The 20,917-nt window shown below is 57.7% G+C and carries 16 protein-coding genes and 1 pseudogene; 1 reads left to right on the top strand and 16 read right to left on the bottom strand.

The window, feature by feature from the left end; all coding sequences use genetic code 11:
- Positions 1-415: 415 nt before the first annotated feature.
- The 11 genes and pseudogenes from H0921_RS13275 to H0921_RS13225 form a co-directional block, all read right to left on the bottom strand.
- Positions 416-925, bottom strand: a complete 510-nt coding sequence (locus tag H0921_RS13275) for a hypothetical protein (protein ID WP_194538912.1) — start codon at positions 923-925, stop codon at positions 416-418.
- 162 nt (positions 926-1,087) lie between these two features.
- A pseudogene (locus H0921_RS18550) lies at positions 1,088-1,513 on the bottom strand (polymorphic toxin-type HINT domain-containing protein); the annotation flags it as partial.
- A 166-nt stretch (positions 1,514-1,679) separates the two neighbouring features.
- A complete protein-coding gene (locus H0921_RS13265) occupies positions 1,680-1,967 on the bottom strand; it encodes a hypothetical protein (protein WP_194538910.1) in 288 nt (95 codons plus the stop codon).
- 296 nt (positions 1,968-2,263) lie between these two features.
- Entirely contained in the window at positions 2,264-2,407 is a 144-nt protein-coding gene (locus H0921_RS13260; RefSeq protein ID WP_228499667.1) for an HINT domain-containing protein, read from the bottom strand.
- Positions 2,408-2,561: 154 nt separating this feature from the next.
- A complete protein-coding gene (locus tag H0921_RS13255; RefSeq protein ID WP_194538909.1) occupies positions 2,562-3,299 on the bottom strand; it encodes an arginyltransferase in 738 nt (245 codons plus the stop codon).
- A 26-nt stretch (positions 3,300-3,325) separates the two neighbouring features.
- The gene (locus tag H0921_RS13250; protein ID WP_194538908.1) at positions 3,326-4,210 is read right to left on the bottom strand and encodes a menaquinone biosynthesis family protein; all 885 of its coding nucleotides are present in this window, start codon (positions 4,208-4,210) and stop codon (positions 3,326-3,328) included.
- 195 nt (positions 4,211-4,405) lie between these two features.
- A complete protein-coding gene (locus H0921_RS13245; RefSeq protein ID WP_194538907.1) occupies positions 4,406-5,155 on the bottom strand; it encodes an amino acid ABC transporter ATP-binding protein in 750 nt (249 codons plus the stop codon).
- A 195-nt stretch (positions 5,156-5,350) separates the two neighbouring features.
- The gene (locus tag H0921_RS13240) at positions 5,351-6,895 is read right to left on the bottom strand and encodes an ABC transporter substrate-binding protein/permease (RefSeq protein WP_228499635.1); all 1,545 of its coding nucleotides are present in this window, start codon (positions 6,893-6,895) and stop codon (positions 5,351-5,353) included.
- A gap of 127 nt (positions 6,896-7,022) precedes the next feature.
- Entirely contained in the window at positions 7,023-8,459 is a 1,437-nt protein-coding gene (locus H0921_RS13235) for a sulfatase (protein WP_228499632.1), read from the bottom strand.
- Positions 8,460-8,654: 195 nt separating this feature from the next.
- Positions 8,655-9,671: a 3-keto-disaccharide hydrolase gene (locus H0921_RS13230; RefSeq protein WP_194538906.1), complete on the bottom strand. Its 1,017-nt coding sequence runs from the start codon at positions 9,669-9,671 to the stop codon at positions 8,655-8,657.
- A gap of 357 nt (positions 9,672-10,028) precedes the next feature.
- Complete coding sequence (locus H0921_RS13225; protein ID WP_194538904.1) at positions 10,029-10,256, bottom strand: hypothetical protein; 228 nt, start codon at positions 10,254-10,256, stop codon at positions 10,029-10,031.
- Between the two features lie 1,419 nt (positions 10,257-11,675).
- On the opposite strand from H0921_RS13225, the gene H0921_RS13220 reads away from it, so the two are divergent.
- Complete coding sequence (locus H0921_RS13220) at positions 11,676-12,266, top strand: DUF2760 domain-containing protein (protein ID WP_194538902.1); 591 nt, start codon at positions 11,676-11,678, stop codon at positions 12,264-12,266.
- 39 nt (positions 12,267-12,305) lie between these two features.
- Here the strand turns inward: H0921_RS13220 and H0921_RS13215 are convergent, their stop codons facing one another.
- The 5 genes from H0921_RS13215 to H0921_RS13195 all read right to left on the bottom strand — a co-directional run bounded on the left by H0921_RS13215 (position 12,306) and on the right by H0921_RS13195 (position 20,915).
- Complete coding sequence (locus tag H0921_RS13215; protein ID WP_194538900.1) at positions 12,306-16,355, bottom strand: tetratricopeptide repeat protein; 4,050 nt, start codon at positions 16,353-16,355, stop codon at positions 12,306-12,308.
- A gap of 195 nt (positions 16,356-16,550) precedes the next feature.
- The gene (locus tag H0921_RS13210; RefSeq protein ID WP_194538898.1) at positions 16,551-18,173 is read right to left on the bottom strand and encodes an exosortase/archaeosortase family protein; all 1,623 of its coding nucleotides are present in this window, start codon (positions 18,171-18,173) and stop codon (positions 16,551-16,553) included.
- Positions 18,174-18,279: 106 nt separating this feature from the next.
- A complete protein-coding gene (locus tag H0921_RS13205) occupies positions 18,280-18,993 on the bottom strand; it encodes a PEP-CTERM sorting domain-containing protein (RefSeq protein WP_194538896.1) in 714 nt (237 codons plus the stop codon).
- Positions 18,994-19,365: 372 nt separating this feature from the next.
- Complete coding sequence (locus H0921_RS13200) at positions 19,366-20,142, bottom strand: tetratricopeptide repeat protein (RefSeq protein WP_194538895.1); 777 nt, start codon at positions 20,140-20,142, stop codon at positions 19,366-19,368.
- 59 nt (positions 20,143-20,201) lie between these two features.
- Complete coding sequence (locus H0921_RS13195; protein WP_194538893.1) at positions 20,202-20,915, bottom strand: hypothetical protein; 714 nt, start codon at positions 20,913-20,915, stop codon at positions 20,202-20,204.
- Between the last annotated feature and the right edge of the window lie 2 nt (positions 20,916-20,917).

The raw sequence follows: 20,917 nt of genomic DNA, 5'->3' as shown, positions 1-20,917 counted from the left end.
ACCCTTGCCGAGGACATAGAACGGGTGCTCCGCCCTCGTACCGATGGTCTGACCGCCCACCTCCAACTCATAAACCAGTCGCACCCGCTCAAATGTCTCCGCGACTTGCTTCCACACCAGCGGCTCGCTCGGATCATGCTCATCCCGTGACAATTTTTTGTCACCGGTCGTGATCTCGTCTATCCGCTGCCACCTCCCACCCCATGATCCTCATGCCGAACGAAATATCTAAAAACCAGTGCCTGGCACCCCAAGCAAGGTCGCTCTGACTAACAAGGAAGAAAAAGGATCGATACTATGCCATACCTCAGGCTGAATTAGTTGTCCCCAGGCACCACAACCGGTGGACCAGCAGATACACCGATGGGCCGGTGTTGTGGTTTTCCTCAGTATGATGGTGCACGTTAGTGACTGTTTACTTGTGGAATGCAGCGACTACTCGCTCCAGAATTTCCCTCGAAGGCGACGTTACCAAAGCATGCTCATGAGGGTGCGGCAAATAGAACCGCAGAACAATACCAACCTCACGATAGACACGGGCCTTAGACTTTGGCTTAAGTGCGTCAAGGAACAAACTAGGAGGTAACGGTCTGTCTGCTTGCACCAAGTCCACACCTTGATCTAGGAACAAATGCAAGAGATGAAGGAACTCGGCTGTGGGTAGACTCACGTCCATCTCTAGGTACTTGACGGTCACGGACTCTACTCGACGGCTTGGGTCAAACAACGGCGGCAGGTGCCGTTCAATCCAGCGACAAGCTTCGGGAGATCGAAACCCGACCAGCGTAATCCAGGGCACGCTCGGGTCGAGTATCTTCGTTAGAATGGAGGCCGTACATACCGGAAGTAAAACCCCGAAGAAATGGTCGGAAACTTCCTTGATGACCAAGGTACCATCGGTCTGAATATTGATAGGATTGTGCATGGTTTTCTCCACCGCGCGACCATGCGGACGGCAGCGAAACTATCTCCAATAATAGCTAACAAGTCCCGGCCAGCCGCCATGCTCGTAGAACAAATGGAATTCGACATTAGTGCTATAGTCCCAAACATTCACATGGGGCCGCGGATCAAATGGATGGCCGAACTAGTCGTCTCTCCAACCTCGGCTTCCATCGGCAGACCACCTTCCAATTGTCCGGTTTGAGTTACTTAACCGCCTGGGCAATCCATGGAACTCCTGTTGAGAGATCCGCTGTGCTCGTGGGCCTAGATCGCCGGCGATTTCCGATGCAGCTTGACGTGCGGCTCTTCGCGTTGGGAAAAGAAATCGGCCTTCTCCGATCTCCACACCTCCGTGTCTTGCAGCGGCAGCCCTGGCCTGCTCAATGGTGCACGCATTATGCGCCCAGACGCTGAAGCCCCATGCCGCATCGCCGACGAAGTAGGTGTGGAACTCCGCGACGCGGCAGTTGTAGACCACCTCCTCCCGGCCGGTGTTACGCACCCCCGCAACCGCCAGCCACTGCCCATCATGCGAACGCAACCGATCGCCGGCTTGCAGATCCCTCGCCGCTGCCCAGCCCTTACCTCTTGCATCTGCTCCATCGTTACGGCTTGGCCTCCAGCCGGCTCACACCGGGCGGGTAGTTGCCCCGAGCTGTGTGCTTGATTGCGAGTCCGACGGCTGAAGAACTGGGGTGTGAGCTGTAGAGATGAGGTACTTTCGCAGCTGACACTTAGGCTACAACTTCTTCACCAACAGCACGCAGTACTGCAGCAAGCCAAACTAGGCCATATGCTAGAGGTTCCGTATCTCCCCTCAACAAACGCCGTAACTCATTCATGTCCTCCGTAAGCTGCCCGAGGGTAAGTGAAGTTGGCTGTTGGTACGGGTCGAATGCCGCCTCTTTAGGCACGCTCCAATAGTAGTCATGTGACAAGGAAACTTGTTGGTAACCTTCCCGAACCAGATAGTCAAGCAACAGATTTGCTGCTGCTCGAAGTTCTTCGATGCTGATGTCCATATTCTCTCACCCCCCACCAAGAATCCGGTCGATCTGCCTCTGGAAAGCATCAATTTCGTTTTGTAAATGCCGGATACGTCCATCGATGATACGCTGCCTAATCTCAGGAGTGGGAGCATTCCTCAACAACCCTTGATTGTCAAATGCGTCAGGGTTCCTGATATAATCAGCGAGTTTTTGCTGATGTTCAGCGATGCGACGATGGATTGATCGCACAGCCCGTTCTTGCGACGCAGTGAGCGGGGGCGTCCACCGTTTGGAGCATTGTACGAATTATGCGCCCAGACGCTGAAGTCTCAATGCGCATCGCCGACGAAGTAGGTGTGGTAGTCCGCAACACGGAGATTGTAGTGCTTCTCCTGCCGACCGGTCAGTCGCAGCGCTGTGACCGCCACGCTCTCATGGAGGTCTAAGCCTACGATTCGGTCGCCCGGCTTCAGCTCCCCCGCCGCTCCGGCAGCCGCTTTCAGCCATCGGTATCCCGGTGTGTCAGCTTGTCCTTAGAAAAATCCTCGGCCACCGGTCACTTCCCGTCCGGACTGAACGCCAGTTGGGCGGAGCCTTATTTGTGTTTGATTTCCATTCCGGTGAGAATTACCGAAGTGTTGAAACGCGAGGCTGGAAAGGGATCCAAGTGCGAGTCATGGGATCATAGATTTCGTTTGGTTGGAAGCGGGCCTTGTATTCGAGAGAAGGGCAGCCCGCGACATAGTAGCCAAGGTAGACGTAGGGGAGTTGGACTTTTTGGGCCTCGGCAATGAGAGAGAGAATGTGGAAAGTGCCTAGGGAATGAGAGCGGTAAGCGGGATCGTAGAAGAAGTAGATGGCGGAAAGGCCGGAGGGAAGTCGATCGACGTAGCCGACTCCCACCAAATTCTGCTGGTGGTAGTAGCACCACTCTTCGGTGGGAAAAGGATTGCGTAGGAAAGAAGTCATGTAGTCTTCCGGGTCGATTTGGCCATCGTTGGGCCAGTGTTTGTGGCGATGTTGAAAGTCGTGATACCGGCGGTAGAGCAGAAGCTTGTCCAAGGAGAGTTGGAGATGGGTAGTGACATGGCGAGTCATTTGGCTGACGTTAGCTTTCCAGCAGCGGCGTTGGCTTCGGTTGGGCCGGAAGGCGGCCACGGGAATGCGCAGGGACAAACAAGCCTGGCAATGGGGGCAGCGAGGCCGAAATAGGGCGTGGCCGAAGCGACGCCAGCCGCGATCGAGTCGCCCTTGGTATTCCTCTGGCGTCATGGATTGAACGATTTGGTACAGAAGCGACCATTGGCGGTCGGGCAAATAGCTACAAGGTGCAGGTTCCGTCTGGAAGGTCGTCAAAGAGATCATAGTTGGATGAACTGAAGGAGTTATCCTCAGGTGACAAACTCCACAGGGGGCGGTGCAGGGAAAATCCGGGCCTTCGCAGCTTCATCGAGGAGGCGTTGGATGGCAGCTCGTCCCTGGGGACCGTAGTCCAGCGTCCAGTCGTTGACATACATGGCCACGAAGCGATCGGCGAGGCTCACGTCCATATCCCGTGCATAGTGCAGGGCGTAGGCCAGGGCTTCCTCACGGTGGGTGAGTCCATAACGGATACTTTCCTGAACTAGATGATTGATCTGGCGCATAAGGTCCAGTCCTAGGTCTTTGCGGACCACGTTGCCACCGAGGGGCAAAGGCAGGCCGGTCCGCTCCTGCCACCAGACACCTAAGTCGATGATGAGGTTCAGGCCCAAGTTACGGAAGGTCAGTTGTCCCTCGTGGATGATCAGGCCGGCGTCACATCGTCCTTTAGCCACGGCTTCGAGAATTTGGTCGAAGGGCATCACCTGATAACGTAGCCGCGAGCGTGCGTGCAAGGATTCGAAAAGCAACTGAAGAACAAGGAAGGCGGTGGTGAGCGTACCGGGTACAGCGATGGAAGCATTCGGCAGATCGCGCAGACTCCAACGGCGGCGGGATACGAGGATCGGACCGTATTTGTCGCCCATACTACAGCCGCAGGAGAGCAGGGCGTAACGGTCAGCTAGATAGGCATAGGCATGGATGCTCACGGCGGAGACTTCCAGTTCCCCCTGCAAGGCCCGGCGGTTGAGTGTCTCGATGTCCTGCAACTCATGGACGAAGCGCAAGGAGCCGGTCGGGATTTTGTCTTGTGCCAGCGCGTAGAACATGAAGGCGTCGTCGGGATCCGGACTATGACCGACGCGGATCACTCGAGGTGCCTCCTCTGTTGCGGCGATCATCGGAGCAGTCATTCGTCGTCAACCTCCGCCATGAGCCGTTTCCGCCCCTGGCTGTCTATCTACTCCTCCACGCTCTGCTCTCCGAAGTCCAAAATGAAGAGGGATAAGGCCAGGGGATAGCATCAGGATACCAACCGCAGCGGCGGGAGAAAGATCACTTACAGGAGAACAACGAACAACGTTGCAGGGCTGACCCTGGGATTTCCGTCATGTGGTGGTGATGCCGAGAAAGGAAGCCGCGGGACCGTGAGGGTCTAAAGCCTCAGCGGTCGGTCCAGAGTAGATGATCCGTCCTTTGTCCAGAACGTGAATGCGGTCGGCGATGCGGCGCAGGGCGGCTACATCGTGACTGACGATCACCATGGCCACTTGCAGGTCGGGATCGTCGGCTAGATCGTCGATGACTTGCATGACTTCGGCGGCCATCCGGGGATCCAAGGCGCTGGTCGGTTCGTCAAAGAGCAAAGCCTGGGGTTGGACCGCCAGAGCGCGAGCGATGGCCACCCGTTGCTGCTGCCCGCCGGATAACTGGGCGGGATAAGCCCGGAGTTTGTCCTTCAAACCGACGCGTTCTAGCCAGCAGCAGGCCACCGCCTCGGCTTGATCCCGTTTGTGACCCAGGACATGAACCGGCCCCGCCATGACGTTTTCTAACGCGTTCATATGCGGAAACAGATGGAATTGCTGAAACACCATGCCCACCGCACGCCGTAACTGCAGGAGCGTCTCCCGCGAGGCAGGCACTCCACCGCACAACTTCCAGGTCGACTGAACACAGACTTCCCCTTCCTGAAAGACTTCCAGACCGTTGATGCACCGCAGCAGAGTGCTCTTCCCGCTTCCGGAGGGGCCGACAATTCCCGCCACTTCCCCCTTCGTAAACGTGACGCTGATACCATCGAGAATGCGCTGCTTGCCGTGATACTTGACCAGTTGCTGAACCTGAATGATGCTCATGGGAATACCTGTACACACGGATAGAGCCGATGGATGGGCCTCAGGGGGTGGAGATCATGCGGTGTGCCATTCCTTGGAAATACCAAGAGCTTGGCTCTACAGTGCTTCTCCATATGGCACGCATTCTCAAAGCTGCCGTAGCCAAGGGGGCCTCGCGATCCCCTCGCAGGGGTTCCAAAACGGATCGCTGGCGTCCTAACGGGTAGTGTGGGCCGTTCCCCAACGTTTTTCCAGCCTCCGAGCCAGCAGAGCCAAGGGGTAGCTCATCATCAGGTATAAACCCGCCGTTACGATAGCCAATTCCACGACCAAGTCGCGATTGAAATTGTACAGCTCATTATAACGGCGTGTCAGTTCTGTGATGAGGATCACCGAACAGACCGAGGTATCCTTGAACAAAGCGATGAAGTCGTTCGTTACAGGCGGGATCACGAGGCGTAAAGCCTGGGGGACAACGACAGTCCGAATTGCGGTCAGCGGAGTCATCCCTAAAGCCAGAGCGGCTTCCATCTGGCCTTTGGGAATGGCCAGCAGACCCGCTCGATAGTTTTCGGCCTCATAGGCCGCATAGTTGAGAGCCAAGCCGAGAATGCCCGTGTAGATGGGGTCCAAGGCAAAGAGGGGGTGGATTTTGGGGAACATGAAGAAGAGGAAGTAAAGCTGAAGGAGCAAGGGGGTTCCCCGAATGACTTCGACGTAAACAGTTAGGGGGGCCGCGAGCCAGTGGGGACCGTAGACCCGGCCCAAAGCGATGAGCAATCCCAGGATCATGGCGAGGGGAAAGGAGGCGACGGAGAGGAAGACAGTCATACCGGCGGCTTGAAGCAGTTTGGGGATCAGGGGCCAAAGAGAGCCGCCGCTGCTACTTCCCAGAGCTTCGACGGGAGTATCGTCATCGGCGGGAAACTGGCCGGTCAGTTCCTTAGCTAGCCATTCTTGATCCGCATTCCACAGGCCATATTTGCTGTAGATGCGGCGAAAGGTGCCATCCCGGAAACCCTCGCGGATGGCCTCGTCCAACCGCTCCTTGAGTTGGCGATCTTCCTTGCGTAGATAGATGACATAGTAACTGGGCTGGCGGGCCGGTTCGATCATTTTGAATTGGCCGCGATAGGTCGGATCAAAGTGAACGAACCAGATAGCGGCGGGATTGTCCTGGACTGTCGCATCGACTCGTCCTCGCCGTTTGACTTCCTCGAACATCACCGCCACGTCCTTGTTGGGTAGGACCTGCCCCGGATACCGCTGCTGGCAGTAGTCAAAGGCAACGGACCCCTCCAGCACACCGATCCGCTTCCCGGCCCGCAGGTCCGACCACTGCTGGATGGAATCATCCTGAGCATGGACCACCAAGGCCAGGCGATAGACGTAGTAAGGCACGGTGGCGGCATACTGCTGCTGAAGGTCCTCCCGCAATTCGTAGCCGTTCAATACGATATCGATCCCTTTTTCTCCTCCGCGGGGCTTGTCCAATAGTTCCGGCAGGGTACTCCATTCCCCCTCCACAGCGACGGGGAGCCGTCCTAGCTTTTGGGCCATATATGCGGCCAATTCGACCTCGAAGCCAATGTAGGGACCATTCGGATCCACCTTGAAGATGTAGGGAGCGCCGCCGGTCGGATCGGTCCCGAAACGCAACTCGCGTTCGGCGTTTGGAGTCTGAGCGTAGGAAACCGCCGCCCACGCCCAAGTGCAGGACAGAACAAGCAGCATGAGGTGGTGGATGCGCCGGGAATACATGAGAGTAACCCTGACAAAACGAACATAGGAACACGGCAGTCTCCCACCATCCTAGAAGGCGGGCAGCCGCCGGGTGAGAGGGAAGATACTGGGCAAGTCCGGCCAAGGGGGGAGCGGGAGGAATGAGCTAGCGCGAAGCCTCCTGCTGCTGGCGGAGGAGTTGTTGCATTTGCCGGAGGATGTCAGCGTAGGCGGGGTCCTTAGCGAAGTTTTTGCTTTCCGCTGGGTCTTTTTCGTAGTCGAGGAGTTGCATACCCCGTTGGCCGCGGTCCCACTCGGTATAGCGATAGCGTTCGGTACGGATGGAGTAGCCGAAGAATTGCTGGTCCTTTGTCCCGCGGGTAACTTGAGTCAGAGCGGGGCGATCCCAGGCAGCCGCGGGGTTATCGAGGAGAGGGCGGAGACTGCGCCCGTCGGTTTTCGGAGCAGGCAGGCCCGCCAGGTCCGCCAGAGTGGCGTGGAGGTCCGTCAACTCCACCGTTCGGGGGCAGGCTTGGCCGTTCCCTTTAGCTCGCGGGTCATAGATGATCAGGGGAACCCGCGCCGAGTTTTCAAAGAGGCTCATTTTCTGCCATAAGCCGTGTTCTCCCAAGTGGTAACCGTGGTCGCTCAGGAAGACCACAATGGTTTTCTTGTGGAGCTGAAGGCGCTCCAGAGCCTCCAAAACTCGTCCGGCTTGAGCGTCCATGAAAGTCGTAGCGGCGAAGTAGGCTTGCAAGGCTTCCCGGCGCTGGGCATCGGTCATCGCGTCTTGGATTTTTTGAGCACTGGCAAAAGCCGGGGCGGGGTGCACCATCCGCAGGTCAGGGGGAATGACAGGCAGGGTAAATTTGTCGGGCGGAAAGAGAGTGAAGTACTTTTTCGGCGCAACATAGGGTGTGTGGGGCCGGAAAAAACCGCAGGCGAGGAAGAAGGGGCGGTCCTTGTTCGCCTCCAGCAGGCGGATGATTTCCGTAGCGATTTTGCCGTCGGTTTGCTCTTCATCGGAGCCATCCGAAGCATGCCAACTCAGGATGCCTCCATAACGGGCAGAACCTTTGAGCTTGGGATTGAGAGTGAATATGAGGTTGTTGTCCTCATCATCCTTGTCTCGTCCGCGGGGATTGATCACCTTTTCCCAACTGGGGGGATCATCCAAACCGTCAGTGCCGATCTGTCCCGGCACGCCATAGTGGTAGATTTTGCCCACACGAGCCACGAAATAGCCCGCCTTGCGGAAGGTTTGCGGCAAGGTCTGCACATCGGGAATGTTCTTGCGGAAGTGAACGGCATTATCGTGGACCCGAGTATGGTCTGGTCGCAGGCCCGTCATGAAACTGGCCCGGCTGGGATTGCACAACGGGAATTGACAGTAGGCGCGGTCAAAGCGGACGCCGCGCGAGGCCAAACGGTCAATGTGGGGAGTGCGTCCCAAACGGCTGCCATAGCACCCCAAAGCGTTGTTGGTCAGGTCGTCTGAAACGATCAACAGGACATTCATTTTCTCATCGGCAGCGGTCGCAATTCCTCCTCCGCCCAGCAGCAGACCGCTAGCCATTAGCCACAACAAGCAGGAGCGACGCATGACCTATCCTCCAGAGAAACGATGAGGAATTGCTATTTCTTCACCTTCACTATGAGGTTTCCATACAGGGGTTTCCCTTGCATGAGCAGGGACGGTAAGTGACAGAGGGGCCAACCGAAGTCGACTTTCCCTTTGTCGGGTTGATCCTTCAGGCAATGGGGATGACCAACCCTGGTCTATAACCTGCGGATGGCATCAATCTTTGGGAACAATCCAGATGTTGCGATAGACGACAGGGTCGCCGTGGTCTTGCAGGTGAAGCGGACCTGGGGTAGGCCCTTCCTTCTGGCCGCCGGGAGTCTCGCGCGGAAACTCTATGTTTTCGTGGATGATCACGCCATTGTGGCGGATGGTGGCACGAGCATTCTTGACCTTCTTGCCCGTGTCATCAAACACCGCGGGGGTGAAGTCGATATCGTAAGTTTGCCAGACCATGGGCGGAAAACACATGTTGACGCGTGGTTTATGCTGGGTATAGATGCCACCGCATTCGTTGTTTTCCCCTTTCAAGCCGAAACTGTCCAGCACCTGGCACTCGTAACGATCTTGGAGATACACGCCACTGTTGCTCCGGGCCTGACCCGTGCTATTGGGCATCCAGGCGAGGCGGAACTCCAGATGGAGGGTGAAGGCGTTAAACTTCTGCTTGCTGCGAATATTCCCTGTCTTGGAGACCGTCAGGAATTTACCGTCCGACAATTCCAAAAGTTTTCCCTTGTCCCAGTGGTTTTTCTCGTCGCCTTCCTGTGCAAAGAGGATGACAGCTTGAGCCGGAGGTCGCGCACCGAGGGTCGGCGATTGGCGCTCGATTTTCTCCAGAGTGGTCTGCTGAAACTGGAACTTGCCGCCTTGCAGGGTGCCCGATGCCTTCGGACTTTGCAATGTCACACTGCCATTTTCTTGCCGGGCCGCCTTGAAACGACGGGCGGTGGTCATATCCGCTCCAGCACCCGGCAATCCGCCTTGATAAACCACCACCTCGAACTCTCCTAAGCCTCGGGCGATGACTTGAGCGCCCAGTTTTTGTTCGCCACTACCACCGACATACTCCCCTTGTACGGCGAAGTCCGGGTCTTTAGCAGCTTCCGCCGGGTCGGCCACCGCGATGCGAACTCGCTTCTTGGGAGTCTTCTCCTGAATAGCAGCAGGTGCGCTCAGGGCGGCTGTTGCAGATACCACCACCAACCACAACCAAGGCAGCCAGCGTCTCATGGATAGCACCTCAACACACGGAGGAAAGGGAGCAGGGGGAGATACCTACCTTCGGGCCTATCCTAATTTTTTCCCAGGACAGGCGGAATCGCCAGCATGCCTATTTTGTCTCCTGGGATGATCGCGTCAATGGGGTAACGAAAAAAACACAACTCCCCCTTCTTGCGAAACCAGACCAGAACGAACCCAAAACTGTGAGGGCTTGAGTTTTTTCCTGACTCACCTCTCGAAATGCAGCGGAATACTCCACTGTCAGTTCCCCGTCGCTGACAATCGACGATCCTTTTGCAATGATGAACACTCTTCTCTTATCCTCATCACCACTTCGAGTGCGACGTAGTTCCCCGCCCTTCTCCCTCACCCCTCCGACAGGCCGCGGCGCAGACGGCGGGCCAGCCAGCGGAAGACGACCGCCAAGGTCAGCAACACCCCCGCGGCCACCAACAACCACACATACACCGGCGTCCGCCTCTCCCACACCACCCCCACCGGCTCCGGCAAACCAAACGCCGATAAGCTAAACTCCCGCTCCGGCGGATCTATGCTCGGATCAACCTGAAATTCGTATGCAATGTTGCTTTCCACGCTCCTATCATCCACTCGGTATACCCGTCGTATCATCGATCGTAGAGGAACCGGCAACCCATTCACAACCTGATACTCATTCGTAATAGTCAACGTTACGTCAATCTTATTATCGATTCGAACCTCTGCGGTTGCCGAACGAACCGTATGATGCTCGTCCGCGTTCAAATGCAGAGTCAAAGATCGAAAAGCTCAGGGTCTCCGGTGCAGAGTCGTCCGATATTCCTTGGCCAAAGATACAACAGTTCTGTCATGCCCTGGTATTGAAGATGGTCGGCCATATGCACTAGAGATTCCCCCTCGATTGCCGCTCGGATGTACACATCCGCCAGAGAACTTGATAACCGATCCCGAATTGTTGGGATTCTTTCCTCCACAGGAGCATCATTCGCCAGAATCAGCTCGTGCAATATCCAGTTGTTGTTCGACCGATTGAGTTGAAAAGCGTATTGACTATTTTCACAAAACACCCGATGGGGAAGTTGGTATTCTTTGTTGCGGCTAGCCAGTCTTTCGGTCGCGAACTCTTCTACTCGTCGGCCGTGACTCCCAAAGGGAAAGACACAGTAGCTGTCACCGTGGAGATTTCCTTTCCATCCCGCTTGGTCCTGACGGATCGGATGGTTCCGGTGGCATGACGGAGTCGTTGCGTGTATGCCTGCCAGCCCTGTAGCACATCGGGAGGGACCGCTGGCAGAACCGGAGTAACGGACGCCAGGAAAACCCCCAAAGATACCAGCCCTGTCATTCGCATCGCCCGCGGCATAGGTCAGCTCTCTCCTCATTCCCGAAGGGCGATAGACTGTCAATCATTGTAGGGGTTACATTCGCATGCTGGGACAGCAGGAATAAACTTGCAACAGTACACTTCACAAGCGGGAATAGGGGCATCGCAGGAGCCGGTGCCGCATTGAGGACGTGAACAGGAACCCAGAGGCTAATGTATGGCGCCGGCGATTCATAGAGCCAATAGCCGATATCAGCGATTCGTGGAGCGGCTGACAAGGAACGGTGATGGCTCATGAGTGACTGATCGATAACAATGACGGTAATGGTGAACAGAGACTGGTCTTGACAATCCATTGTGCTACCTGTCCTGCCTGTCCACCCTGAGCATCCCGGATAGTAACGGTAATAGCCCAGCCGGTAATGTCGTTGTGGGATGTAGCGCGACGAGCAGGTCGGGACGGCCAATCAGGCGGGTAGTGTGCCGGACGTAACGATGCAAGTGGCTTGTGGAGATTGCTATAACAAGCGGCATACTGAAGCGGGAGAAACTATGTTGTCAGCCAGTGCTTGATCAGGATCGTGGGGAACCTGCGATCGGGTCAAGCATGTGTCATGAGAATGCGGTCTATGGGTTGAAGTAGAAGTCAGGGTCGCAGGAACTGACTTTAGGACTCGTGAGAGGGGTGTGTTATGGAGATATTCGCTGGGCTGATCGTGGGACTGGTGCTGGGGGCATTTCTAGCGGTGGTCATGTTCTCCCTCCGCGCCGGTGGGCCGGCTCGCCTGCTGGAGGCACTGCAACTGGCGGCTCGGATGCATCGTGATCCTGCCCTGGCGGAACGCATCCACCGGGCATTGGAGTCGCCTGAGCCTGTATCCCCATCAGGGGTTTCTCCTATTGCCTTGCGGATGCTGGCATTGTTGCAGGAAAATGCCCGATTGGTGGATTTCCTTTTGGAGGACATCAGCGCCGCTACAGATGCTCAGATCGGCCAGGCTGTACGGGAGATACACCGGCAGGCCCAGCAAGTGCTCAAGGAACACGTGGTACTGGAGCCGATTTTGTCTGCCCAAGAGGGAGAGACTGTGACGGTGGAAGCGGGATATGACCCTTCCGCGATTCGCGTGATTGGTCATGTGGCAGGGGCGCCGCCGTATAGGGGTCAAGTGGAGCATCCGGGTTGGCGGGCGCGTGAAGTCAAGCTGCCGGATGTTCCTCAGGGGGCCGATCCCCGCGTGGTCCAACCCGCTGTCGTTCATATCCCCGAACCCAAGGCATAAGGGTCGCCGGGCACCGACCTCGGAGCGGAGGTGTCCTTTTCAGTTCTGCAATTTCTGGCGGGCTTGTGTCGCCGCTTGAAGGACTGCCTTCGCCTGTTCGGGTGGCAAGGGGCAATTGTTGGAGGCCAAGCGGATAGCCGCGTCGTAATTTTCGATGGCCTTGGAGCGCTCACCGAGGGCGGCTTGCGCGTGGGCCAAGTACAGGTACATCCGCGGATCGGTGGGATAACGACGAATAGCGGCCTCGAAAATGGAGCGCATCTCCGGGTAAAGATCACTGCGTTGCAGCTTACTGTAGATGACACCGATAGTATCCAAAAACTCGGCGGGCAGACGTTCGGGGGCAACAGGGGGCAGACCGGACCGGCCCTTCCAGATGTCCTGGACAATTGCTAGAGCCTGGGCTGGCTGTTGCATTTTTTCTGCGAGAATCCAGGCCAGGTTATTACCGGCAACGAAGTGGCGCGGACGCAGCTTGAGGATCGTGTTGTAGGTGCTGAGAGCTTCATCCCATTGCTGCCGGGCGAGGGCGATTTCCCCGAGAAGCAACAGGGCGCCGAGGTGATTCGAATCGAGAGAAAGAACCTCTCGCGCACGGCGTGCTGCCTCCTCGAAATCCTGCGCTTTGTGGAAGGCGCTGGCAGTAGCCAGCAAAATCGCTATCCGGACGGCCTGGAGCCGCTGTTCTCGCTCTTGAGGTGAAGGAGGCGGTTGTTGCCCTTCGATCTGTTTTTGCAATGCTGCCAATTGGCGCTTGAGGAATTCATCCGCTGTGGTCAGAGCCTCCGGCTTGGCTCCTTGTAGGACAAGCAAGCGGAGAAGGGTGGTCAGAGCGTTCACGTTATCTGGCATGCGAGTAAACCATTGTCGGGCCTCGGTTAGGGCTTGATCTTTCTGGCCGGCATCTTCCAAGGTCTTGACTAGCAGGGAGCGCGGCAGGGCTTCATCCGGTTGCTCTTGGATGAGTCGGCGATATATGGCGATGGCTGCGTTGCGGTCGCCCGTAGCTTCCGCAACACGGGCTTGGATGTAGGGGAGTCGCGGGTCATTGGAGGCATGTTTCTGAGCTGCCGCTAGGTATTCCTGGGCGCGAGTCAGATCGGCAGGGGAGAGCAAGGCGAGTTCCGTCAGGAGAAGCAAGGTAGGACCGTGCGTGGGGTTTTGCGCCAGACTATTGAGAGCCTCTCGGCGGGCACGATCCGGATAGCCAGCCAGCAGATGGGCCCGCGCCTTGGTCAGTAGGATGTCAGCACGGGGAGTGCCTTGCTGGAGGGCGACCTCTTCCCATTTGTTCAAGGCAGCGTACATGGTCTTGTTAGCTTCCCAGCGGTCGGAGGGGTCGCCGACATCCTCCGCAAGCAAGGCCGCATCGGCCACCACCAGGTACAAAGTGGGGAAGTTGCCTATTTCGTTCAGGTATTGCAAGGCCAAGTCGCGGGCTTTGTCTGGCTGAGCTTGCAAGTAGGCGACGAAGGCTATGAGCATACCATTGCGAGCCGCCGAGCGCACATCGCTAAATTCGATGGCGCTGGCAAAGCCGCGGATGGCTTCGGGAAACTTACCTTCTTGCAAGCGGAGCATCGCCTCGTACACCCGGAAGCGCCCCTGGTTTTCGTAACGCTTCATGGCTTCCTGCAACTGTTTTTCCCCGGCTTCACGGGTGGCCGCCGTCTGAATCAAGAGCAAATCCAAATTCGGGTCATTGGGGAGAGCACTGAGGATATTCTGAGCCTGTTCGCGCTGGCCGGCCCGCAGATAGGCGATGCCGAGGAGACGTTGAGCGAGCGGATCGCTGGGCGGGAACTGGGCAGTATCCTTGAGATACTCGATGGCCCGGTCAGTCCGCTGGGTTTGCAGAAGCCATTCGGCGTAGAAGAGCTTTGCGGTCCGGTCGGTCGGATAATCCTTGAGAAAACGGCGGATCAAAGTATCGGCAGCGGCGACACCATTGGGGTCCAGAGTGCGGCTATCCGGCTCTTTCGGCAAGGCAAGGAAACGGCAACGGGCACGCAGCACATCCACGCTGTCCGGGTAATCCGCGGCAAGAGCAGACAGTAGCTTTTCTGCTTGTTCCCTCTGGTTGACGCGAAGATAGAATTCGGCGAGCAACAGGCGGGCGGTGCGATCGGCAGGGGAGGGCGGTTTTAACTTTTTTTGATAGTCCTGAGCAGCTTGGAGGTAGCCTTCGATAAGGCTGGCCGGGACGGGTTGTTTAGGGTTGTCCCGTTGATGCTTCTGAGCGGCTTGCAAAGCGGCGGCCAGGTTGGCTTGCACAAGGGCGGCCAGGATCATGTCCCGGCCCCCGGTCAACTCTTCGAGCCAGGCACGATCCAGCGCCGGTAGCTCATCGAGCGTTTGGAACACCGGTTCGATTTCCCGCAAATAGGCCACGGCGGCCAATGGCTCGTTTAAGGCCAGGCTCAGGTTGGCGAGCAGCATTTTCGCACGCAGAGCCAAATGGGGATCCGTTTTGTTACTGGCGATCGGTTCCAGGTTTTGGCGGGCACGCTCCAGTTTCCCTTCCCGTTCTGCCAGCACGGCTTCGAGGAACTGGCCGCGCTGTTTGAGGCGGGGGTTATTGGAGGCTTGCAGGCGACTCAGGTGAGTGGCTAGCTCCTCGCGTTTTGCTCCGCTCTTGAGTTTCAGGTCCGCCAAATCGTAGTGAAATTCATCAAGCTGCACATCCGGTAATTTGGCAGCTTCGGCGTCGCGCAGGCCTTCTTCGAGCAGTTTCTGGGCTTGCTGAAGAAGTTCGCGGAAGCGGGCCATGTCTTGATTGCGCAGAGCGATGACAGCGTCGTTGACGCGCAACTGGGCGAGCTGACGCTTCGCTTGAGGGGGTGAAACCGTTCCCGCTGGAGCTTGGGCGAGCATCTGCTCAACCGCCGAGCTAAATTGCTTCCAGGTCGCCGGGTCCGTGCGGCTGAGCACCGGTTGGGTTAGGACAGCCAGTTCAGCCAGCAGTGACAGAGCGTTGGGGAGGAAGGGGCGCAGATTGGCTTCCGCCTGCATCTTCTCGGCGACTTTTTGGGCCGCACGAGCGACCGCCGACACCCGGCGGGCATCGCCCATAGGACGGCGTGCCTCCTCCAGGGCATATTCCATCGCGATCCGCAACGTGCGCAGCACTCCCTGGCCGTCAGCATTGCCGAAGTACTCAAACTTTTGGCCGCGCTCTGCCAAGGCGATTGCCCCCTCCGGCTCAGCAAAGAGCAACTCCTCCAGTTGCCGGCGGGCTGCTGCTTGGGCTTCGGGTTTGAGGCGGCGTGCTTCAGCGGTGCGGATCGTCCAGTTCAGAATCTCCGCTTCCAGGCCGAGGATACGCCAGTATTGCACCGGTTTTTTCTTGGCTTGTGCCAGGTGTTCGCGGGCCAGTTGGACACGTTCCCCCGACTTGCGCCGATCCTCGGTGGGAGTGACCCCATCTTCCAGCGGCTGGTCAAACTCGTAACGGGCCAAGAAGTAGTGAGCGCGGTAATCGTTTGGGTCGCGTTTGAGGGCTTCCCGCAACAAAGGTTCCGCATGTTTCCACAGAATCGGGGTAAGGGTGATTTCCAAGCGGATCCCTTCCTTGAGCACTTCAGGCTCCTCACTTTTGAGCATGGCCCCAGCAATCCGCACTGCCGCGATAGCTTCCGCTCGGTCCTCAGGTTCGGGAATCAGAGGGAAGGGGCGGAAGGTTTCTTGAAGCGGGGCGTCGAAAGGCTCGAGCAGGGGTTTGTCTTCAGCCGCGGCACGAGCGTAGTGGTAGTCCCGGATCGCACGGGCCTTGATCCAATTCAATTGTCCTAACAAGGTCTTGTATTCACTTTCGCCGATTTTGCGATCTTCTGCCAGTTTTTGGAGGGCATCGAGACCTTTCTGAGCCAGGAGGCGGGCTTCATCGTAGCGCTGCTGGGCCAGGTCCCAGTTTTTGTCCGCCTCGGCGGCCTGACCGCGTTGATAGGCCAGTTCTGCCGCACGGGCCAACCGTGCTGGGGAGCTACCGCCCCAGAAAGTCAGATAGGCGATGTACCCTGCTGCTCCCATGCACAGCAAGGTGAGTATCCAGAGGGCGACTCGATAAGCTGTTGAGTTGCGCAGGCTCATGGCAATTTTCCTTCCGAAAGTGAAGCGTGATCAGAGCGTGACTGCCGGCCTCTCCCATCCTGCTTTTGCTTCCCGGTGGATGTTCGGGACGATCCTGCCAAAACAAATTCTAATCCATCCCCTGAGTATCTTCCGTCTGCGGTTTCTATGCCTGGTTCTGGTATGATGCTGCTGGCGACTCGTGGCGTGCCAACCTCAGCGGGCCAAGCCGATCGGGATGCGATCGCAACCGCAGCGGCTGCCGGCCGGTAATATCTGGTGTTCCATGACAGCGTGCAGGGCAGGCAGGAGCGTTTTCTCCACCGCCGCTAGATGGTTAGGATTTTCTCCACTCGTACTGACCTGAACGGTGACACTCGGCGGAGATATACCCACCCGCTGATGCAATCGTTGTAAACGGGACTGACCCTCCAGTGCCACAGGTTCGAGCGTATAGTGCCAATAATAAACGACCAGCGAGCGATTGGCACCGGTCCAGAAGCGGAAGCGTTGGGCTTCGGCTGAACCAGCAGCGTTAAGTGGGACTCGCTGGCGGAAGGCCACATCCTCCGGGGCGCCGCTCACATCGCGGATGCAGATTTCCGGATGATGCTTGCGGTCTTCCCCCGCGCGGGAGTGGACCATGTACACGCGGACCCAGTCTCCCTCTTCTGTCCGGTAGATGCGCATCAGCAGGTCGTCGGCAAAAGACAGTCGCTGCCGCAGATGGGCTTCCTGGTCCGTTAGGACCTGTCCCTTCCAGAGAGCCTGGTCTGCGTTCCCGTTGGGAATACTCAGCGGAACCTCCGCGAGCGAGGCTTGCAGGTTGGGATAACTCCACTCTCCCGCCTCTTGCAAATGGGCTTGCAGCAGCCAGAGTCCGGCTCCTCCTACGAGCAGCCAAGCGATCACCCATTGCAAGCCCCGCTGCGGGGGAATCGAGCCGGGAGAAGGAGCAAGGACCGGCTCTGATGAGGCAGTTGGCGAGGGCCATGTGCTCAGCCAGTGGTCGAGCAGTAAAAACAGGAGTATGCCCACCGGCAGGCTGAACAGCGCCGGCATGTCGTGGAGCGTGCCGCTAAGCCAACTCGTCCCAAACCAGATGGCCCCCGCATGCATGAGCAGTACCCGCAGCGTGTTCGCCACAATCGCCGTAGGAACTGCCAGCAGCACCAGCAGGAGACGGTGCCACCAGCTCCGTTGCAGCAGATGACCCAACAGGACCGCAAAGGCGGCAAAGGCGATGATCTGCCCCAGCCCGCTGCACTCTTCCGCGATGACCAGTGAGCGATCCACCCCCGCAATCCGCAGGGAATGCCCCACCCGGTGGCACACGACAAACAGGGACAGCACCGTCTCGCTGACACGAGCCACAATGTCTTGCAGCCAGAGGGACAGGTAACTGGTCCAGGTCACCGGCAAGGGGAACATGAAAAACAGAAAGAGGAGGGGGAAGTTGAAGGCATCCGCCCAGCGTCGGCCCCCAGCGGCCACTAGCGTCCCCCGCAGGATACAAATCAGGGCGAGATAGCTCAGCGGCGGCCAGCGTACTACCACCGCTGCACCCTGCAACACCAACCCAATCAGCAGATTGAGCGAAGCGAACAGCCACTCTCCGCCTTGGGGGGGACCCACCCGCCGGGAAATCCGCCACCCCAGCCACAAGCTGATGGGAACGACCGCGTAGCCGTGCGAGTAGTTATCATCCCGCTCCCAGAGTTGCACGAGCAGGCGGAGGGTGGGATAAAACAGGGCCGCGGTTAGCAACCACGTTCCTGCCAGCCAATACAAGGTCTGGCGGCTCCATCCGATCGAGGGTGGGGGCGAGGCCACACTCATGATGCTCTTTCAGGCTTACGAGGGAGGGAAACTCACAACGGGCAGGAAGGCCTCCTGCCCGTTGCTTGGGATTACACCTGAGGGAAGTGTAGAAGACAATTCCCTGTCACGCAACTTCGCCCTTTCGCAATCGGCGCCGCAAAGCCAGGCCGCCGACCACGCCGATCAGCCCCAGCGTCGCCAACGTCCCCGGCTCGGGAACATCCTGGAATATCCGCACCGGTTGATCGCCGCCGGCCAGAATAATGTCGTATCCGTTGCGATTGGGATTCGATCCAGAATAGTTGAATGAGAAAGAGATATCCGTGATATTATTTATTCCTGAAGTTAGAACAAAGTTTGCAAAGTGAATTGGATCGCCAACGTTGATTGTTGGTACTGTCTGTACTATTGTTTGTGTGCTACTTCCAACGATTGTAAGCTTTATGTCAGCCTTACGATCATGGAACTGAACAGGGAGCTGTATGTTTGCGCCACTCGGAAGGGAGAATGGAGTAAAACCAGTGTATGCTAATGTCATCTCTACTATGTGCGAGCTATTCGAGTTTAGATCCAAATTCCCCGTAGTACCACCTCCTATAGAGAAGACTGAAAGGCCACTTGATGCTGATATCACATTTAGAGTAACTGTACGTGTCGCATTTAGATCCCCAACACCACTATTTGTCACCGTTTGACTTGAATTGAAATTGAAGGTGTTTGCGGGATTGGGGACCGAAAAATCGTCCAAGGTAATCGGGGCGGCGGTGACGGTGGAGGACCAGCCCAAGCTCAAGCAGGTAGTGGCGAGCACGGCGAGGAACATCATGCGGCATTTCATGGCACACCTCCGGACGGGTGAGGCGGGGCGACTTTGGGGCGACGATTCGGTGCAAGGGCCGTCCTTGTACCTTTGGTGATCCAACAAGGGGTAAACTCTGCCTGTTGGATTGCCCGCAAGGCCTACTCCCGCAATCGCGGTTTCGAGATTTCTTGCCACAATGCCAAGTTTACCGCCTCGCGGAAACTTCACAAGGGGAAAATGCCGAAAATTTTCCATTTTTTGGGAATTACGCTGATGCATGAATTGCATGCAATTTACGCTAGCAACAAAATTTTCTCTAAATGCGATTCCGTAGGGATGTTAGATGGCGGCGAGACGAATCGCCGGAGGAAGTGCAGCAGGGAGGGAGACCCCCAAAGCGCTGACAGTTCAGGGCGCGGAAGCTGGACTCTCGGCCTGGGGAGGGGACAAGCGAGCCAGAGCGGCTTGGGCGAGACGGAGGCTGGGATCGAGCTGCAATGCCGTGCGGTAGTGCTGCAACGCCTGCTCTCGGTGCCCCTGAGCCGCTAGAACAAAGGCCAGGTTGCAATGGGCTTGCGCGGGCGAAACGGCCTGCTGGAAGGCCTGGAGGCTTTCCTCCACCTTGCCCTGTTGAGCGCGGGCCAAACCGAGGTTAATCCAGGCTTTTTTGTGCTGCGGCTGGAGTTGCACCGCTTGAGTGAGATAGTGTTCAGAAGTGGACCACTGTCCACGACAGTAATGGCTGTAGCCGAGGTCGTTGAGGAGATCGGCATCCTTGGGATGGGCCTGAAGCAGTAGGGCATATTCGGCGTCCGCCTTGGGGAAGTCGCCGGTGAGGTCGTAGAGGACGGCGAGGCGGCGGGCGGCATGGAGACGCATAGCGGGATCATGGCTACGGGCTTTTTCGTAGAACTGGATGGCTTCCGGGATGCGGCCGTTTTTCTCGAATTCCTGAGCCGTGCGGAAGGCTAAGCGGGCGGCTTCGGGTGCGGGCAATTCCGGCGGTGGGGGGGCTTGGGCTGCCGCTTCGGGACCGATGAGCAGCGCAGGCGGGTCGCTCTGCCACAGGCGGGCACTGCTGAGGAGGCCGCTGCCGGAGTGGATCGTCCCCGTTGTCCCTTGGCAGCCCGCGACCAGAGGGAGCAGGAAACTTGCCAGACCAACGGCAGGGAAGAAGCGGGTCATGTTCGGTTCCTCTGGCGGAAAAGGCGGAAGCGGTGCAGAAGGAGGACTTTCTGGCGGAATCAACGGAAGCCGAAGAAGCCTCCAAATCCTCCAAATCCTCCAAAGCCGCCAAATCCTCCGAAGCCGTAGAAGCCGCCGAAGCCCCCGAAGGCGTTGAAGCCCAGACCGCCGAAGCCCAAAAACCCCAAACCGCCGCCGTAGAAGGCGAAGGGGTTGAGCGCCCCAATGATCAGGCGCGGGTAGAGGAAGTCTGCCTCATCCCCCAGGAGCGGTTCCGCCGGCGAACCCGCGAGCACGACGCGCCGGGCAGCATCCGGCACCCCCGCAGCCGTAAGGGCCTCGATCATGGCCTTGTGCCGCCGAGCATTCAAGGCCGGTTTGTCCGGCTCCGGCTGAATGATGATCTGGAAGGGGACATATGGCAGGCGGGGGATGACGCGATCCAAATGTTCGCCGCCGTAGGGTCCAAGCACGGCCTGATCATCGAGCCACTCATTGTAGTAGAAGACAAAGTCGTCCGCTTCGGCTTTGCCCGCCTGGCGTGCTTGCCATTCCGTGGTGAAGGTGCCGATGGGTGCCGGGATCGCCCCCTTGGGAATATCCGCGCAGTTGTCGATATGGGCGTTGTACCAGCACTGGTGGCATTTTTCCTTCTTGCTGAGGGCGGCTTCCTCCTTGACGGCGTGATGACAGCCGAGCACCACGACCGCCACTCCCAGCACCGCGATGGCTCGCACGAGCAGCCATTGGGCGTAGCGCATTGCCCGTTCCATAT

The organism is Thermogemmata fonticola (genome assembly GCF_013694095.1).
Classification (GTDB): domain Bacteria; phylum Planctomycetota; class Planctomycetia; order Gemmatales; family Gemmataceae; genus Thermogemmata; species Thermogemmata fonticola.
Note: the sequence above shows the minus strand (reverse complement) of the source record. Positions and strands in the feature narration are given on the sequence as shown.

Bases quoted from the DNA above. Each gene is read 5' to 3' on its own strand.
- H0921_RS13235 (WP_228499632.1), bottom strand. From the start codon at position 8,459: ATGCGTCGCTCCTGCTTGTTGTGGCTAATGGCTAGCGGTCTGCTGCTG.
- H0921_RS13240 (WP_228499635.1), bottom strand. From the start codon at position 6,895: ATGTATTCCCGGCGCATCCACCACCTCATGCTGCTTGTTCTGTCCTGC.
- H0921_RS13220 (WP_194538902.1), top strand. From the start codon at position 11,676: ATGGAGATATTCGCTGGGCTGATCGTGGGACTGGTGCTGGGGGCATTT.
- H0921_RS13195 (WP_194538893.1), bottom strand. From the start codon at position 20,915: ATGGAACGGGCAATGCGCTACGCCCAATGGCTGCTCGTGCGAGCCATC.
- H0921_RS13250 (WP_194538908.1), bottom strand. From the start codon at position 4,210: ATGACTGCTCCGATGATCGCCGCAACAGAGGAGGCACCTCGAGTGATC.
- H0921_RS13275 (WP_194538912.1), bottom strand. From the start codon at position 925: ATGCACAATCCTATCAATATTCAGACCGATGGTACCTTGGTCATCAAG.
- H0921_RS13200 (WP_194538895.1), bottom strand. From the start codon at position 20,142: ATGACCCGCTTCTTCCCTGCCGTTGGTCTGGCAAGTTTCCTGCTCCCT.
- H0921_RS13215 (WP_194538900.1), bottom strand. From the start codon at position 16,355: ATGAGCCTGCGCAACTCAACAGCTTATCGAGTCGCCCTCTGGATACTC.
- H0921_RS13210 (WP_194538898.1), bottom strand. From the start codon at position 18,173: ATGAGTGTGGCCTCGCCCCCACCCTCGATCGGATGGAGCCGCCAGACC.
- H0921_RS13230 (WP_194538906.1), bottom strand. From the start codon at position 9,671: ATGAGACGCTGGCTGCCTTGGTTGTGGTTGGTGGTGGTATCTGCAACA.
- H0921_RS13255 (WP_194538909.1), bottom strand. From the start codon at position 3,299: ATGATCTCTTTGACGACCTTCCAGACGGAACCTGCACCTTGTAGCTAT.
- H0921_RS13265 (WP_194538910.1), bottom strand. From the start codon at position 1,967: ATGGACATCAGCATCGAAGAACTTCGAGCAGCAGCAAATCTGTTGCTT.
- H0921_RS13205 (WP_194538896.1), bottom strand. From the start codon at position 18,993: ATGAAATGCCGCATGATGTTCCTCGCCGTGCTCGCCACTACCTGCTTG.
- H0921_RS13245 (WP_194538907.1), bottom strand. From the start codon at position 5,155: ATGAGCATCATTCAGGTTCAGCAACTGGTCAAGTATCACGGCAAGCAG.